Source organism: Sulfitobacter sp. HNIBRBA3233, from assembly GCF_040149665.1.
In the GTDB taxonomy this organism is placed as follows: domain Bacteria; phylum Pseudomonadota; class Alphaproteobacteria; order Rhodobacterales; family Rhodobacteraceae; genus Sulfitobacter; species Sulfitobacter marinivivus.
Genome location: NZ_JBEFLP010000001.1, coordinates 884,016 through 900,301 on the forward strand (window position 1 = coordinate 884,016; position 16,286 = coordinate 900,301).

Annotated in this window: 16 protein-coding genes; 13 read left to right on the top strand and 3 right to left on the bottom strand. The window is 63.3% G+C overall.

Annotation, left to right across the window (positions count from 1 at the left end; genetic code table 11):
- The first annotated feature begins 125 nt into the window (after positions 1-125).
- The 10 genes from ABMC89_RS04170 (at position 126) to phoB (ending at position 9,595) form a co-directional block, all read left to right on the top strand.
- Entirely contained in the window at positions 126-1,016 is an 891-nt protein-coding gene (locus ABMC89_RS04170) for a YicC/YloC family endoribonuclease (protein ID WP_349565490.1), read from the top strand.
- A 3-nt stretch (positions 1,017-1,019) separates the two neighbouring features.
- Entirely contained in the window at positions 1,020-1,673 is a 654-nt protein-coding gene (gmk, locus tag ABMC89_RS04175; protein WP_349565492.1) for a guanylate kinase, read from the top strand.
- Positions 1,670-2,191, top strand: a complete 522-nt coding sequence (locus ABMC89_RS04180; RefSeq protein ID WP_349565494.1) for a gamma carbonic anhydrase family protein — start codon at positions 1,670-1,672, stop codon at positions 2,189-2,191. Before gmk ends, ABMC89_RS04180 begins: the two co-directional genes overlap by 4 nt.
- 3 nt (positions 2,192-2,194) lie before the next feature.
- The gene (locus ABMC89_RS04185) at positions 2,195-3,232 is read left to right on the top strand and encodes a sensor histidine kinase (RefSeq protein ID WP_349565496.1); all 1,038 of its coding nucleotides are present in this window, start codon (positions 2,195-2,197) and stop codon (positions 3,230-3,232) included.
- 144 nt (positions 3,233-3,376) lie between these two features.
- Entirely contained in the window at positions 3,377-4,417 is a 1,041-nt protein-coding gene (locus ABMC89_RS04190) for a substrate-binding domain-containing protein (RefSeq protein WP_349565498.1), read from the top strand.
- 92 nt (positions 4,418-4,509) lie between these two features.
- Positions 4,510-6,021, top strand: a complete 1,512-nt coding sequence (pstC, locus tag ABMC89_RS04195; RefSeq protein WP_349565500.1) for a phosphate ABC transporter permease subunit PstC — start codon at positions 4,510-4,512, stop codon at positions 6,019-6,021.
- Positions 6,018-7,373 (top strand): phosphate ABC transporter permease PstA, encoded by a 1,356-nt coding sequence (gene pstA / locus ABMC89_RS04200; protein ID WP_349565502.1) that lies wholly within the window; start codon positions 6,018-6,020, stop codon positions 7,371-7,373. Before pstC ends, pstA begins: the two co-directional genes overlap by 4 nt.
- A gap of 12 nt (positions 7,374-7,385) precedes the next feature.
- On the top strand, positions 7,386-8,183 hold the full coding sequence (gene pstB, locus ABMC89_RS04205) for a phosphate ABC transporter ATP-binding protein PstB (protein ID WP_349565504.1): 798 nt from the start codon (positions 7,386-7,388) through the stop codon (positions 8,181-8,183).
- Between the two features lie 4 nt (positions 8,184-8,187).
- Positions 8,188-8,895: a phosphate signaling complex protein PhoU gene (gene phoU / locus ABMC89_RS04210; protein WP_349565506.1), complete on the top strand. Its 708-nt coding sequence runs from the start codon at positions 8,188-8,190 to the stop codon at positions 8,893-8,895.
- Positions 8,896-8,905: 10 nt separating this feature from the next.
- On the top strand, positions 8,906-9,595 hold the full coding sequence (gene phoB, locus ABMC89_RS04215; RefSeq protein ID WP_349565508.1) for a phosphate regulon transcriptional regulator PhoB: 690 nt from the start codon (positions 8,906-8,908) through the stop codon (positions 9,593-9,595).
- 9 nt (positions 9,596-9,604) lie between these two features.
- On the opposite strand, the gene ABMC89_RS04220 is transcribed toward phoB, so the two are convergent.
- The 3 genes from ABMC89_RS04220 to ABMC89_RS04230 form a co-directional block, all read right to left on the bottom strand.
- Complete coding sequence (locus ABMC89_RS04220; protein ID WP_349565510.1) at positions 9,605-10,642, bottom strand: ACP S-malonyltransferase; 1,038 nt, start codon at positions 10,640-10,642, stop codon at positions 9,605-9,607.
- Positions 10,639-12,828, bottom strand: a complete 2,190-nt coding sequence (locus ABMC89_RS04225) for a dehydrogenase E1 component subunit alpha/beta (protein ID WP_349565512.1) — start codon at positions 12,826-12,828, stop codon at positions 10,639-10,641. Before ABMC89_RS04225 ends, ABMC89_RS04220 begins: the two co-directional genes overlap by 4 nt.
- A 62-nt stretch (positions 12,829-12,890) precedes the next feature.
- Positions 12,891-13,817 carry an aminotransferase class IV gene (locus ABMC89_RS04230; RefSeq protein ID WP_349565514.1) on the bottom strand — a complete coding sequence of 309 codons (927 nt, stop codon included), beginning with the start codon at positions 13,815-13,817 and terminating at the stop codon, positions 12,891-12,893.
- A 448-nt stretch (positions 13,818-14,265) separates the two neighbouring features.
- On the opposite strand from ABMC89_RS04230, the gene ABMC89_RS04235 reads away from it, so the two are divergent.
- The 3 genes from ABMC89_RS04235 (at position 14,266) to ABMC89_RS04245 (ending at position 15,960) form a co-directional block, all read left to right on the top strand.
- The gene (locus tag ABMC89_RS04235) at positions 14,266-14,655 is read left to right on the top strand and encodes a cupin domain-containing protein (protein ID WP_349565516.1); all 390 of its coding nucleotides are present in this window, start codon (positions 14,266-14,268) and stop codon (positions 14,653-14,655) included.
- Positions 14,656-14,767: 112 nt separating this feature from the next.
- Complete coding sequence (gene aroQ / locus ABMC89_RS04240) at positions 14,768-15,208, top strand: type II 3-dehydroquinate dehydratase (RefSeq protein ID WP_349565518.1); 441 nt, start codon at positions 14,768-14,770, stop codon at positions 15,206-15,208.
- Positions 15,205-15,960 (top strand): LuxR family transcriptional regulator, encoded by a 756-nt coding sequence (locus tag ABMC89_RS04245; RefSeq protein ID WP_349565521.1) that lies wholly within the window; start codon positions 15,205-15,207, stop codon positions 15,958-15,960. Before aroQ ends, ABMC89_RS04245 begins: the two co-directional genes overlap by 4 nt.
- Positions 15,961-16,286: the final 326 nt, after the last annotated feature.

The window sequence follows — 16,286 nt, forward strand, 5'->3', positions numbered from 1 at the left end:
AAATTCTGACACTTTAGTTAACGCCGCAGGCGCAGGACAGGCCGCGCCGGAGCGCGGTTTCGGGTTGCGGAAAGCGCAATAAACCCCGTATTCAAACGCGGACAGATAAGCGGAAAGGCGCGCAGATGATCCGATCCATGACTGGATTTGCCACGCTGAACGGCGCGGCGGGCGCCCATAGCTGGACGTGGGAGCTGCGTTCGGTCAACGGTAAGGGGCTGGATCTGCGGATCCGTGTGCCCGACTGGATCCCGGGGCTGGAAACCGGCCTGCGCAAGGCGCTCGGTGCCGGTGTGGCGCGCGGCAATGTCACGCTGGGCCTGCGGGTCACCCGCGAAGAGACGCAAGGCACGCTTGCCGTGAACGAGGGGCAGCTCGACGCAATCCTGTCCGCCATGGCGCGGATCGAGAACGCGGCGATGACGGCGGGCGTTTCCCTGGCGCCCTCGACGGCCAGCGACATCGTCGCGATGCGCGGCGTGCTGGAACAAAGCCAGGGCAGCGATGACAATGACGCGCTGGCCGCGACGCTGCTTGAGGAATTCCCGCGTGTTCTGACCGATTTTAACACGATGCGGGCGGCGGAAGGGGCGGCATTGCACGCTGTCGTCGCGGACCAGCTGGACCAGATCGCATCCCTGACGAAAGAGGCGGCCGAACTGGCCCGCGCGCGCGAGGCGCAGACGGCAGAGACCCTGCGCCGCAACCTCGCGCGCATCGTGGAGGCGGTGGAAACCGTGGACGAGGCCCGTGTCGAACAGGAACTCGCGCTGCTGGCCGTGAAATCCGACATCACCGAAGAGATCGACCGGCTTCACGCCCACGTCGATGCCGCCCGCGCACTGCTGAATGCGGACGGTCCGGTGGGCCGCAAGCTCGATTTCCTGATGCAGGAATTCAACCGCGAGGCCAACACGCTCTGTTCGAAATCGCAAAACGCCGCGCTGACCCGTGTGGGGCTGTCGCTGAAAGCGGTGATCGACCAGTTGCGCGAACAGATCCAGAATGTGGAATAAGACATGACAACCACTCTTGCCAACAGGCGCGGCCTGCTCATCATCCTCAGCTCTCCGTCGGGTGCGGGGAAAAGCACGCTGGCGCGACGGCTGATGGCATGGGACGAGACGCTGCAATTCTCGGTTTCGGCCACCACCCGCGATCCGCGCCCCGGCGAGGTCGACGGCAAGGATTACATATTCGCGTCGCAGGCCCAGTTCCGCGAATGGGTGAAAGACAACGAGATGCTGGAACATGCGCATGTCTTCGGCAACTCCTACGGATCGCCGCGCGCGCCGGTGCAGGCCGCCATCGAAGCGGGGCGTGATGTGCTCTTTGACATCGACTGGCAGGGCGCCCAGCAGATCCGCGGCTCCAGCCTGCGCGACCACACGCTGTCGATCTTCCTGTTGCCGCCCTCGATCGCCGAATTGCACCGCCGTCTGGTAGATCGCGGGCAGGACACCCCGGCGACCATTGCCAAACGGATGAAGAAAAGCTGGGATGAGATCAGCCACTGGGAAGCCTACGAATACGTCTTGATCAACGACGATCTGGACCAGACCGAAGAGCGACTGAAAACCATCATCCGCGCCGAGCGGCTGCAACGCAGCCAGCAGCCCGGACTGGCCGACCACGTGCGACGCCTGCAAACCGAATTTGAGGATTTGTCATGACCCTTTACGCCCTCGACGATCAGACCCCGCGCATCGATGCCAGCGCATGGGTCGCCCCGGACGCCAATGTCATCGGGAACGTGATCCTGCATCCCAAAACCTCGGTCTGGTTCAGTGCCACCCTGCGCGGCGATGGCGAGCTGATCGAGGTGGGCGAAGGATCGAACGTGCAGGAAAACTGCGTATTTCACACCGATATAGGTTTTCCGCTGACTGTCGGGACGGGGTGCACCATTGGTCACAAGGTCATGCTGCACGGCTGTACCATCGGCGACAACAGCCTGATCGGCATGGGCGCGACGATTCTGAACGGTGCGCGCATCGGCAAGAATTGCCTCGTCGGGGCAGGGGCCCTAGTTACCGAAGGCAAGGAAATTCCCGACGGGTCGCTCGTGATGGGTGCCCCCGCCAAGGTGGTGCGCCAGCTTGACGACAAGGCGATCAAGGCGCTCGAGATGAGCGCGCTCCACTACCAGCAAAACGCCGCGCGCTTTGCCAAGGGGCTGCGCGAGGTCTAGTGCATGACAGCCGCGCTGCCGGTCACCGAAACCATCGCGGCGCTGCCGCTGCCGGCGGTCGCCATCGACGGCAGCGAACGGATCATAGCGATCAACGATGCCGCACAGGCGCTGCTGGGGCCATTCGCCGTGGGGCGACACTTCATCACCGTGTTGCGCCAACCCTCGGTCGTCGAAGCGGTGGAGCTGTGCCTGAGCGGCAAGGCCAGTGCGGCAGCGCAGTTCCTGACGCGCGAAAACGGTCAGGACGCCACCTATGAGGTTGCGGTCCGGCGGATCGCAACCGCCGAGGTCGCCCTGCTGACATTCCAGGATGTGACCCATGTCGCCGCCGCCGGACAGATGCGCCGTGATTTCGTCGCCAATGTCAGCCACGAGCTGCGCACGCCGCTGACCGCGCTCATGGGCTTTATCGAAACGCTGCGCGGTCCTGCGCGCGATGATGCGGCCGCGCGCGAGCGGTTTCTGGGCATCATGACCCACGAGGCGGAGCGGATGAACCGGCTGGTCGGGGATCTTCTGTCGCTCAGCCGCGTCGAGGCGCAGGAGCGGGTACGGCCCACCGACAAGGTCGATCTGAAAGCCGTGCTGACCAGCACCCTGCGCAACCTCAATCCGCTGGCGGTAGAGACGGATGTGACGCTCCGCCCGCAGATACCGGACGATCCCGTAACCGTGCCGGGCGATGCGGACCAGTTGCAGCAGGTGCTGACGAATCTGATCGAGAACGCGATCAAATACGGGGGCGAGGGCAAGACCGTACACATCACCCTTGCCACCGCCGACCGGATCGACGCGCTGCGCGCGCCCGGCTGCCGGATCAGCGTGCGCGACGAGGGGCCGGGCATCGACGCGCAGCACCTGCCGCGCCTGACCGAGAGATTCTACCGCGCCGACAGTCACAGAAGCCGTGCCCTGGGCGGCACGGGGCTGGGTCTGGCCATCGTCAAACACATCCTCAACCGCCACCGCGGGCGTCTGAAGGTCCAGTCCGAACTGGGGAAAGGCGCTGAATTCATTGTTCTTTTGCCGCTTGAGTGACCGCGCGCCGGCGACTTGCCGCCCGAAAACCGCCACTGTCATAAAACTGTAACGTAACTGTCACAAAACCTCAGCAGCGGCCCCGTAGACGGAGGCCAAGATCACCATGGGGGTGATTGCAAATGACTGCTGACAGGAGACTCCATGTCTTTCGCGAAACTCACAACTTCCGCGCTGGCGATTGCCGCCGCTTCCGCAACCGCCGCAGCCGCACGTGATCAGGTGCAGGTTGCCGGTTCTTCCACCGTGCTGCCCTACGCCTCGATCGTGGCCGAAGCCTTCGGCGAGAACTTCGACTTCCCGACACCGGTCGTCGAGTCGGGTGGATCCTCCGCCGGTCTCAAGCGGTTCTGCGAAGGCGTGGGCGAAAACACGGTCGACATCGCCAACGCATCGCGCCAGATCCGCGAAAATGAAGTCGCCGCATGTGCGGAAAACGGTGTCACAGACATCATCGAAGTGCGCATCGGCTATGACGGCATCGTTTTCGCCAGCCAGATCAACGGTCCCGAATTCACCGCCTTCGAACCAGCCGACTGGTACACCGCGCTGGCCGCCGAACTGCCGATGGACGGCGAGATGAAGGCCAACCCGAACATGAACTGGGCCGAGGTCAACGCCGATCTGCCGGATGTGGATATCGCGACATTCATCCCCGGCACCAAGCACGGCACGCGCGAAGTCTTTGAAGAAAAGGTCCTTTTGCAGGGCTGCGAAGACACCGGCGCGCTTCGGTCGATGCTGGACATGGGCATGAATGAAGATGCCGCAGAAGAAGCCTGCATGGCTGTGCGCACCGACGGCAAATCCGTGGACATCGACGGCGACTACACCGAAACGCTGGCGCGCATTGATAGCAACAAGCAGGGTCTGGGCGTCTTCGGCCTGTCGTTCTTCGAGAACAACACAGACAAGCTGAAAGTCGCGACCATGGGCGGCGTCGAACCGACAACCGAAACCATCGCGTCGGGCGATTATCCTGTCTCGCGCCCTCTGTTCTTCTATGTCAAGAAAGCGCACATCGGCGTCATCCCCGGCCTGAAGGAATTCGCCGAGTTCTTCGTGGCGGACGAGATTGCAGGCCCCGACGGCCCGCTGGCCGAATACGGCCTCGTGTCCGATCCCGAACTTGCCGCCACGCAGGAAACCGTTGCGGAAGAAGCAGTCATCGGCGGCGGTTCCTGATCGCAGCCGCCCTTTGAAAAAATAAGACAGGGCCGCTTTGCAAAAGGCGGCCCTTTCAGTCACTCTGGCGCCGGACAACCGGCGGAGCACTTATGAATTTCAATTCTCTCGGCAATCCTACCGTCGTCGTGCTGATCGTCCTGGCACTTGCGGTTCTGGGATACGTCCTTGCCCGCAGGCGCGCGATTGCCCGTGCGGGCGGGGACGCGCGCAAACTGCACTCACTGCCCAACTACTACGGCATGACCGCTGCCATGGCCGCCGCGGTGCCGGCACTCGGCGTGCTGGTCATCTGGCTTCTGGCTCAGCCGATGCTGATCCAGAATGCGGTGATGCCGCTGCTGCCCGCCGATGTCGCCGCCGACACGGGCCGCACGTCGCTGGTGCTGAGCGATGTGGCGCGGGTGGCAGACGGGCTGGACCGCGCCGTCGAACAGGATGTGCTGGACGCCGAAGCGATCGCAGCACTGCGCGATGACCCGTCGAGCCTGCGCGGCACGCTCCAGACCGTGGGCGTGGCGCTGGGATCAGAGGTCGAACCCTTCGTTCTGGCCGCCGCCGAAAAATCCCGCGCGCTGGACGCACGATACGACATCATCCGCGCGGCCGTGGTCATCGTTCTGGCGCTTCTGGGCCTGCTGCTGGCGGTGCGTGCGGCCGATCCGGCGTTCCGGGCCCGCAACACGGTTGAACGCGCGGTGCTGGCGCTGCTGGCTGTCGCGGCGTCTATCGCGGTGCTGACGACGGTGGGGATCGTGCTGTCGATGGTGTTCGAGACCGCGAATTTCTTCAGACTGCATCCGTGGCAGGATTTCTTCTTCGGAGGGGAATGGGCGCCGAACTTCCGGGGCAACAGTGATCTGTCGATCCTGCCGCTGCTCTGGGGCACGCTCTATATCTCTGTCATCGCGCTTCTGGTCGCCGTGCCCATCGGGCTCTTCGCCGCGATCTATCTCAGCGAGTATGCGGGTCCGAAACTGCGTGCCATTGCCAAGCCGTTGCTTGAAATTCTCGCGGGCATCCCGACCATCGTCTACGGTCTGTTCGCTCTGCTGACGGTGGGGCCCTTCCTCGTCGATGTATTCGGGGCAGGCGGTGTTCTCAGCCTTGAGGGGATGCGCGGGGGCGATCCGCTGATGGCCGGTGCGACTGCGGTGATGACCGCCGGTCTGGTCATGGGCATCATGCTGATCCCCTTCGTATCCTCGCTGTCCGACGACATCATCAATGCCGTCCCGCAAAGCCTGCGCGACGGCTCCTACGGCCTTGGCGCGACCCCGTCCGAAACGATCCGGCAGGTTGTGCTGCCCGCGGCCCTGCCGGGCATCGTCGGGGCGATCCTGCTGGCCGCAAGCCGCGCCATCGGCGAGACGATGATCGTGGTTCTCGGGGCAGGGGCCATCGCGCGGTTCTCGGGCAACCCGTTCGAGGCGATGACAACCATCACCACCCGCATCGTCAGCCAGCTGACGGGCGATACCGATTTCGCCAGCCCCGAAACGCTGGTGGCCTTCGCCCTTGGCCTGACCCTCTTTGTCCTGACGCTGGGGCTGAACGTTCTGGCGCTTTATATCGTGCGCAAATACCGGGAGCAGTACGAATGACCGATATCCCGAACCCCGCAGCGCCTCAGGCGGACCCGCGCGGCACATCGCTGCTGCGCCAGGACGCCCGCACGCGCAAACGCAACAAGGCCGAAAGCCGGTTCAAGCTCTACGGCCTTGCCGCCATCGGCATCGGCCTGATCATGCTGCTGGTGCTGCTGACCACGATCATCAGCCGCGGCACCGGCGCATTCCAGCAGACCTATCTGACGCTGGAGGTGACGCTGGAAGAATCGCGTCTCGACAAGAATGGCGAGCGGAACCTCGACGACATCAAGAAGGTGTCGACCTTTGGCTACAAACCCCTGCTGGCCGATGCCTTCGAAACGCTGGTCGCCAACAGCAGCATCGAGACCGAGCTGTCACCGAAGGACATGACCGACATCCTGTCCGACGGGGCCGAGGCGCAGATGCGCGACCGTGTGCTGGCCGACCCGTCGCTGATCGGCCAGACGGTGCGTTTCGACTTTCTCGCGTCGGGGCGTGTCGACGGATACCTCAAGGGGCGGGTGACCCGCGAAAGCATCGCCAACGACAGCAACATCAACGCCGCACAGCTTGATCTGGTGGACCAGATGCGTGCCGCCGGATCGCTGGAGAAGAAGTTCAACCTTGCGTTCATCACCGGCGCCGACGCCTCCGACGCGCGGCCCGAGGCGGCAGGCATGGGCGTCAGCATGGTCGGGTCGCTTTTCATGATGCTGGTGGTTCTGGTGCTGGCGCTGCCCATCGGCGTGGCGGCCTCGATCTACCTTGAGGAATTCGCGCCCAAGAACATCTTCACCGATATCATCGAGGTGAATATCTCGAACCTCGCGGCGGTGCCGTCCATCGTGTTCGGTATTCTGGGTCTTGCGGTGTTCATCAACTACATGCACCTGCCGAACTCCGCCCCGCTGGTGGGCGGGTTGGTCCTGACGCTGATGACCCTGCCGACCATCATCATCTCAACGCGCGCCTCGCTGAAATCGGTGCCGCCGTCGATCCGTGCCGCGGCACTCGGAGTAGGGGCGTCCAAGATGCAATCGGTGTTCCACCACGTTCTGCCGCTAGCCGCACCGGGCATTCTGACCGGCACGATCATCGGCCTTGCGCAGGCACTGGGCGAGACCGCGCCGCTGCTGTTGATCGGGATGGTGGGCTTTATCGCCTCGAACGGGCCCGACAGCATCTCCGAAGGGCTGCTCAGCCCGAATTCGGCGATGCCCGCGCAGATCTACGAATGGGCCAAGCGCGCGGACCCCGCCTTCTACGAACGCGCATGGGGCGGGATCATCATTCTTCTCGTCTTCCTCATCACCATGAACGCCATCGCCGTCCTGCTGCGCCGCCGCTTTGAACGCCGCTGGTAAAAAGGGTAGGCAATGTTCGACATCACACAAGAACCGGAGGCTTACGTGGCCGCAAAATCTAAAATCTCGGCCCGCAATGTGCAGGTCTACTATGGCGAGAATCACGCGATCAAGGACGTCAGCGTCGAGATCGAGGACAAGACCGTCACCGCCTTTATCGGGCCTTCGGGCTGCGGGAAATCTACCTTCCTGCGCTGCCTGAACCGCATGAACGATACCATCGACATCGCGCGCATCGAGGGCGACATCGAAATCGACGGCGAGGATATCTACGACCCCAAGGTCGATCCGGTGCAACTGCGCGCCAAGGTCGGCATGGTGTTCCAGAAACCCAACCCGTTTCCAAAGTCGATCTACGACAATGTGGCCTACGGGCCGCGGATCCACGGCCTTGCCAAGAACAAGGCCGATCTGGACGATATCGTTGAACGCGCCCTGCGCCGCGGCGCGATCTGGGACGAGGTGAAGGACAGGCTTCAGGCCCCCGGTACCGGCCTGTCCGGCGGGCAGCAGCAGCGCCTGTGCATCGCCCGTGCGGTGGCGACCGAACCCGAAGTGCTGCTGATGGACGAGCCGTGCTCGGCGCTCGATCCCATCGCGACCGCGCAAGTCGAAGAGCTGATCGACGAGTTGCGGCGCAACTATTCGGTGGTGATCGTGACCCACTCCATGCAGCAGGCCGCACGGGTCAGCCAGCGCACGGCCTTCTTCCACCTCGGCAGCCTCGTGGAATACGACGAGACCGACAAGATCTTTACCACCCCCGAAGATCCCCGCACAGAAAGCTACATCACCGGAAGGATCGGTTGACATCATGCAGGACCAACACATTGCTTCCGCCTTCGACAGAGACCTCGAAAAGGTACAGGCCCAGATCATGAAAATGGGCGGGCTGGTCGAAGATGCGATCCGGCAGGCCGCCAAAAGCCTCGAAACACGCGACGAGCCGCTGGCCGAAAAAGTGCGCGCGGCTGACAAGGCCATCGACCAGCTTGAACTGGACATCAACGAACAGGCGGCCCGTGTCATCGCGCTACGCGCGCCCACGGCGATCGACCTGCGGGTGATCCTGAGCGTCATCAAGATCAGCGCGAACCTCGAGCGCATCGGCGACTACGCAAAGAACATGGCCAAGCGCACGTCGGTCCTGTCGCAGATGCCTGCGGTTAACGACAGTGCCGGCGCGATCCGCCGTATGGCGCGACTGACCGAAGAGATGCTCAAGGATGCGCTCGACGCCTATATCCGCCGCGACGCGGAGCTGGCTCAGGACGTGATCCTGCGCGACGAGGATCTCGACCAGATGTACAACGCGCTGTTCCGCGAGTTCCTGACCTTCATGCTGGAAGACCCGCGCAACATCACCGCCTGTATGCACCTGCATTTCATCGCCAAGAACGTCGAGCGTATGGGCGATCTGTGCACCTCCATGGCCGAACAGGTCGTCTACCTTGTCACCGGCTCCGCACCCGAGGAATCGCGCCCGAAAGCCGATGACACCTCGCTGAACACCAAGCTTTAGGAAGACAGCCATGTCCCTGACCGCCATGCAGGTGCTTTTGGTCGAAGACGAACCGGCACAGCGCGAGGTGCTGGCCTACAACCTTGAAGCCGAAGGATATGCCGTCAGGCGCGCGGAAAACGGCGAGGAAGCGATGCTGCTGATCGAGGAGCAGTCGCCCGATCTGATCATCCTCGACTGGATGATGCCGCTATTGTCGGGCATCGAAGTGTGCCGCCGCGTGAAATCGCGCCCCGAGACGCGCGATATTCCCGTCATCATGCTGTCGGCGCGCTCCGAAGAGGTCGACGCGGTGCGCGGTCTGGATACCGGTGCGGATGACTACGTGGTCAAGCCCTACAACCTGCGCGAACTCATGGCGCGGGTGCGCCGCCAGCTGCGCCGCTCGCGGCCTGCGGCCTCGGGGGAGGTGCTGGAATTCGCCGGAATCGCCCTGAACGCCGAAACCCACCGCGTCACCCGCGAGGGCGCCGAGGTCAAACTCGGGCCGACCGAATACCGTCTGCTGGTGACCCTGATGGAAAAACCGGGCCGTGTCTTCAGCCGCGATCAGCTGCTCGATCTGGTGTGGGGGCGCGACATCTACGTGGATACGCGCACCGTCGATGTCCATATCGCACGGCTGCGCAAGGCGCTAAGCGGTCAGGGCGGCGACGATCCGATCCGCACGGTGCGCGGCACGGGATACGCGCTCGGCTAGGGTCAAACGCTAGTCGGGAACGACAAGCCCGCGCTGGTCGGCGCGTCCCATGCTGATGACAACAGGGTCTTTGGCCTGCCGGTCGAGAAACGCGCGCTTGCTGTCGATGCCCTGCCAGCCAATCGCGATCAGGGCCTGCGCCACGGCGCTGCCCAGCGTCGTGCCCGGCCCCGTAACGATAAACCGTTCGGGCGCCACATTGCGCGCCGCCGATTGCACCGCTGCGGTAAAATCATAGGTCCGGGTGACCTGATGGCCCAGCGTATAGTCACGCAGCGCTTGCACATCGGTGCTGAGCGGAGCCCAGAGCGCGCCGCGCCCGTCGATCAGGGTGATTTCGGGTTGGCGGAACAAATCCTCGCCAAGCGTCTCGCGGCCCTTGGCGGCAACATGCGACAGAAGGTCGGTGTGAAACGCGGCGTGGTTCGGCAGCCGCAGGGGATAGCGGTCCTCGATCCGGGGCAGGGCGGCCTGAAACGCATCCAGCGCCGGATCGTTGCCCGCGACCACCAGCATCCCGCCCAGATGGATGGAGGGGGCAAGGCGCATGCCGTCACGCGCATCTATCTGCGACACAAGTGTCAGCAGATCCGCACGCGCCCCTTCGATCTCGCGCCAGTCCTCATCGACGAAGGGATAGAGGATCTGCCCGCCCACCCCTTCGCGGTGCATCAGGGTGCCCATGGTATTGACGATGCGCATCCCGTCCAACGGTCCGGCAGCGCCCGCAGCGGCGAGCGCGATGTACCAGCCCAGCGAATTGCCCGTGACCGCCCGGATATCGTGGGTCTGACGCGCGGCGAAGGCATCGAGCGCGCTGCACGCATAGATCAGGGCCGACGCGTTGTCGCCAGTGGTGTGACGGCTGGCCTGAAACCGGTCGGCCTCGTCCAGCGCGCTCAGCGTTTCCTGCCCCGTTTCCTCGCGCAGCGCGTCCCAGCGGGCGATCAGCGGGTCGACCCCATGGGTGCGCGCGAGCGTGCCCAACTCGGTCTTGTTGTAGGTGCCGCGACCGGGGCAGATCAGAACCGCTGTTGGCTTGCTCATGTCTCCCGCTCCATCAGCGCGCGGGCAGCGGCGGTGATGCCCTCGCGTGAGGGCAGGGTGGCCGCATAGGCCGGGCCGGTCGCGATAAAGCTGTCCTCGGCGGTCACCCGTGCCACCGATCGGTGCCCAGCTTCTGTAAAGAGCGCCATCAGGCCCTCTGCCTGACCGCCGGTGCGGCGGCATTCGTCCACGATCAGGATACGCTTGCAGCCGCTGCACGCCTCGAGCAGTGCCTCCGCCGGCAAGGGGGCGAGCCACCGCATGTCGATCAACCGGGTCCCGATGCCGTCGGCCTCAAGCTCTTCTGCCGCCTGCGACGCCAGATAATGCCCGTTGGCGTAGCTGACGATGGCGATATCGGTGCCCTCACCGGTCACGCCGATCTCTCCCATAGCAATGCGTTCTTCGGGGGCGGGATACTGCGTCAACCACGCGCCGTCGCCCTCCGTGTGCAGATCGCGCATCGGATAAAGCGCGATAGGTTCGACAAAGACGACAACGCGCTGTTCTTCGCGGGCCAGCCGCACGGCCTCGCGCAGCATGCGCGCGGCATCGGCACCGTTCGAGGGGCAGGCGATGACCAGACCGGGAATGTCGCGCAGAACGGCGAGCGAATTGTCGTTGTGGAAATGCCCGCCGAACCCCTTCTGGTATCCCAGCCCCGCGATTCGCAGCACCATCGGATTGGTGTACTGCCCGTCAGAGAAGAAGCTGAGCGTCGCCGCCTCGCCGCGCAGCTGGTCTTCGGCGTTGTGCAGATAGGCGAGAAACTGGATCTCGGGGATCGGGACAAAGCCGTTATGCGCGGCCCCGATGGCCAGCCCGAGGATCGATTGCTCGTCCAGAAGCGTGTCGATCACACGGTCGGGACCGAACCGCGCCTGAAGCTTCTGCGTGACCCCGTAGACGCCGCCCTTACGGCCGACATCCTCGCCCGCAACGATCACCTCGGGGTAGGCCAGCATCAGATCGGCCAGCGCCCAGGAGATCAGCCTGTTCATCGGCTGCGGCTCTTTCATCTGCTTGATATCGTTTCCGAAAATGTCGCTACGGGCCTCCGGTGACGGGCCGTTGCTGGGGGCGCAAACGCGCGGTGGCGGGATCAGGCTGGCCATCACACCCGCGGCATCCGTGAGCGTCGGCCGGGCCATGACTTCTTCGGCGACGCGGGCGCAGGTTTCGCCGATTTCGGTGTAGATCTCCAGCGCCCGCTCGGGGGGACAGGCCCCCGCATCGCGCAGCAAACGGACCGAATGCAGCAGCGGATCGTTCGCCTCTGTCGCCTCGACCGCGGCGCGGTCGCGGTAGGTGGTTTCCACATCCGATCCCGCATGCCCGTAAAGACGCACCGTGGTGATATGCAGAAACGCAGGCTTGCGCGTCCGGCGGACCCATTCCGCTGCCTTTTGCGATACGCGCAGGGTTTCGGCCAGATCAAGGCCGTTGCAGCTGAAATACTTCAGCCCCGGCCGGTTGCCGAAATTCGCGGCGACCCAGCCGCGCGGCGTCGGCACGGAAATGCCTATGCCGTTGTCTTCGCACACGAAAAGCAGGGGCAGGGGAACTGATTGGAAGCTTGTCCAACAGGCGGTGTTGATCGCGCCCTGCGCTGTCGAATGATTCGACGACGCATCGCCGAAGCTGCACATCACGATACTGTCGTCGGGCAGGCAGCGGTGTTCGGGCGGGCAGCGGCGTGCCAGCCCCAGCGAATAGGCCGCTCCGACCGCTTTCGGCAGATGGCTGGCGATGGTCGAGGTTTGCGGCGGGATGTTCAGCGCCTTCGATCCCAGCACCTTGTGACGCCCGCCCGAAATCGGATCGGCGGCGGCGGCCCGAAAGCTGAGCAGCATGTCCCAGACCGGCGACTGGCCGGGCACCTGTGCGGCGCGCTGGATCTGGAACGCGGCATCGCGGTAGTGCAGGAAAGCCATATCGGTCGGGCGCAGCGCCTCGGCCACGGCGGCCATGCCTTCGTGGCCGGACGACCCGATCGTGTAAAACCCCTTGCCCTGCTTCTGCATCGCGCGGCTGGTGCGGTCCAACTGCCGGCTCAGCACCTGCGCGCGAAAGATCTCGACCAGCTTGGTGGGTGCGATGGCGGGGTCGGGGGCCGGTCCATCGGGAAAATCCTGTGCCGCGACGCGGGTCAGGAAATTCTCGTGAACGATTGCGGCGCGGTCCATAGTCTGTTCCTTGTCTGGGCGTTGGCGGCAGGTTTCCTTCTGCGCCGGCGGAGGTCAACCTGCTATCGCGCGCGGGCGACCTCGGCGTCGATCAGCGCCTTGTAGAGCGCGCGGATCCTGCGTGTCACCGGCCTGTCGCCGGTGCCGATTTGCTTGCCGTCGATCTCGGCCACCGGTGTCTGCGCGCCGAAGGTTCCGGTCAGGAAAGCTTCGTCCGCGCCGATGGCATCGACCAGCGAGTAATTCCGCTCGTACACCGGAATATCATTGGCGCGGCACAGGTCGATGACCTTTTGGCGGGTGACGCCGTTCATGCAGTAATCGCCGGTGGACGTCCAAACCGCGCCGCGCCGGACGATAAAGAAATTGCAGGCATTGGTGGTGTTCACGAAGCCGTGCGGGTCCAGCATCAGCGCCTCGTCGGCACCGGCCTGTTCGGCCTGCAGGCAGGCAATCACGCAGTTGAGCTTGGAGTGGCTGTTGTATTTTGCATCCTGGCTCATCGGCAGCCCGCGTACCTGCGGCACGGTCGCCAGCCGGATACCGTGGCTTTGAAGATCCGTGGCGGGCTTGGAATGCTCCATGATGATCACGAGCGAGGGGCCGGACTGGCTGAGGGCAGGGTGCTGGAACGGCTTTACCTTGACGCCCCGTGTCAGCATCAGGCGGCAATGCACATCCGTGTGCATGTCGTTGGCGGCCGCCGTTGCCGCCAGTGCCGCGCGGATGCCGTCACGGTCCATGCCCACATCCAGCGACACCGCTTTGCAGCTGTCAAAGAAGCGGTCCATATGTTCGTCGAAGAACGCCCAGACACCGTCGTAGAGGCGCATACCTTCCCACATCCCGTCACCCAGCATGAAGCCGCTGTCGTAGACCGACACCTTGGCCTCGTCGCGGTGGACGATCTCGCCGTTCACGTAGATCTTGATGTCCGCGTTGCGCGGATCTTCGAGAGCGTCGTGCGTGGTGCGGGGTTTGTCAGGCATGCGAGTCTCCGGTGCGCGGCTGACCGGACCCGCGCGTGGCCGCGACCCGATCAGCAAGTGGTAAATCGCGTAAGCGCCACGGTCGCAAGGAAAAACCCGCGCGTCATCCTGAATGACGGTTGGGCGGGCTTAGGGGATTTAAAAATATTACCTACCCATCAATCGGTTACAGGCGTGTCTGGAAGTATCAGATTGACGTGGTCGTTGATGGCCAAAGCGTATGTTTCACCATATTCATACAGCGGATGGGCCTTGAGCCAGTGGGGTGTGCTCAGCTCCATACATGAATCGCATAATCAGTATTATGTAAATATAAGATCAAGATCCAATGGTGATACGGCCCCTCAGGCAAGACGCCTCTTACAGTAAGCGCACGCCGCACTGTCCGACAGCATATCTCTCAGGTAATCTTCCACCAGCCCATGCCACGCTGATACCGGAGACCGAGATGACAGTAAAACCGCAGAAGACGCCGCCGAAACGTGCCGAGGTGATCCGCGCTGCCGACGGCGCCCATCGCGGCGCGCCCTGGGCCGGCAGCGTTTCCGGCGCGGCGCTGAACACCGACAGCGTGATCCTGTTTGTCGACATCGACGAAATCGGCGCCGGACCGGACTGGCACGTCCATCCCTATGACGAGGTTTTCATCCTGACCGAAGGCCGCGCGCGATTCACCGTCGGCGACGAAAGTTTCGATGTGGAACAAGGCGACGTTGTCATGGGTCCGGCCGCCGTGCCGCACAAGTACAAGAACCTCGGGCCCGGCAAGCTGCGGAGCATCGACATCCACCTCAGCCGGACGTGGATCCAGACGGATCTGCGCGATCCGGACAGCTGAGACCGCTGCTGTCGTCACCGTAACGTCACGCACCGGCCACGATAAGGCCGCTGCGCACTGGACAGGTCGCTGACAGACTGTAAGAGTTTCGCAACATTTGATCGGATCTTATATGACTGCGGTTCTCGTTCTCAACGGCCCAAATCTCAACCTGCTGGGCACGCGCCAGCCAGAGGTATACGGCACCAAGACCCTTGCCGATATCGAAGCGGATTGCGCGGCCCACGCGCAGACGCTCGGCCTGACGGCAAGCTTTGTCCAGTCGAACCACGAAGGAGTGCTCATCGACGCGATCCATGCGGCGCGCGGTGTCCACGCGGGCCTTGTCCTAAACGCCGGCGGTCTGACCCATACCTCTGTGGCACTGGCGGATGCGGTGGCGTCGGTAGAGATCCCCATGGTCGAGGTCCATCTGAGCAATATCCACGCCCGCGAGACTTTCCGCCACAAATCCTATCTTGCTCCGGTCGCGATCGGCCAGATTTGCGGCTTTGGCGCCCAGAGCTACATCTTCGCGCTCGATGCGCTTGCAGCACGGTTGAACGCGACATGAGCTTGCGTGCCTATCTCCTCAGCGTTGCGGACGCCCAGAGCATCGAAGAACTTTGGGATGCGCATGTGGCGAAGATGGCCGAGTTCGGCTTCGATCGCCTGCTTTACGGCTTTACCCGCTACCGCACCGCGACATCCCTGGGCGATCCCGAGGATTTCATCATCCTGACCAATCACAGCCGCAGCTATACGGATGTGTTTCTGGACGAAGGCCATTATTTCCATGCGCCCATGGTGCATTGGGCGCTGCATAATGAAGGTGCCAAAAGCTGGAAACTGCTGTCCGAAATGGAGCAGACAAAGACCCTCACCGCCGCCGAGCGGCGGGTGCTGGAATTCAACCGCGAGATGGGTGTGACGGCGGGCTATTCGATCAGTTTCAAGTCGATCTCGGCCCGGTCGAAGGGCGCAATCGCGCTGACCGCGCGGTCCGACCTGTCGCAGGACGATATCGACGCGGTGTGGCACGATCACGGGGCCGACATCACGCTGATGAACAATATCGTCCACCTCAAGATCCTCACCCTGCCCTATAGCGCACCGAAACGCGCACTGACCGCGCGCCAGCGCGAAGTCCTCGAATGGGTCGGAGACGGCAAGACGACGCAGGACATCGCCTTGCTGATGGGCCTGACGACGGCAACGGTAGAGAAACATCTGCGCCTCGCGCGCGAGGCTCTTGCCGTCGAAACAACCGCGCAGGCGGTTCTGAAAGCGGCCTTCGCCAACCAGATGTTTGTTCTTGATGCGTGAAAGACAGGAATTTTCCCCGTGACTTCCGGAAAGTGACCTCGGGTAAGGAATCCCCTACTTTCATGAATTATTAATATCTCGCAAAGTCGTCCTGTCAGATCGTCAAAGCTAAGCTGGTCTGGCAGACGACCCAGAAAACCTTTGTAATTACAGAGCACTGCTGGGTCGCCGGCACCAGTGGCACAGTTTTCAAGTGTCGCTGGCCGGAGCTTGTTCGCCTCCCGCTCTCCCCAGAGTTCGCAAGGGGAGGCTTATAGGTCAGAGCGGTCGCCCATGGGGCGGTCGTTCTGGCTGCGGCCGGATGATGCAACTGTCCCGTTTGTTGC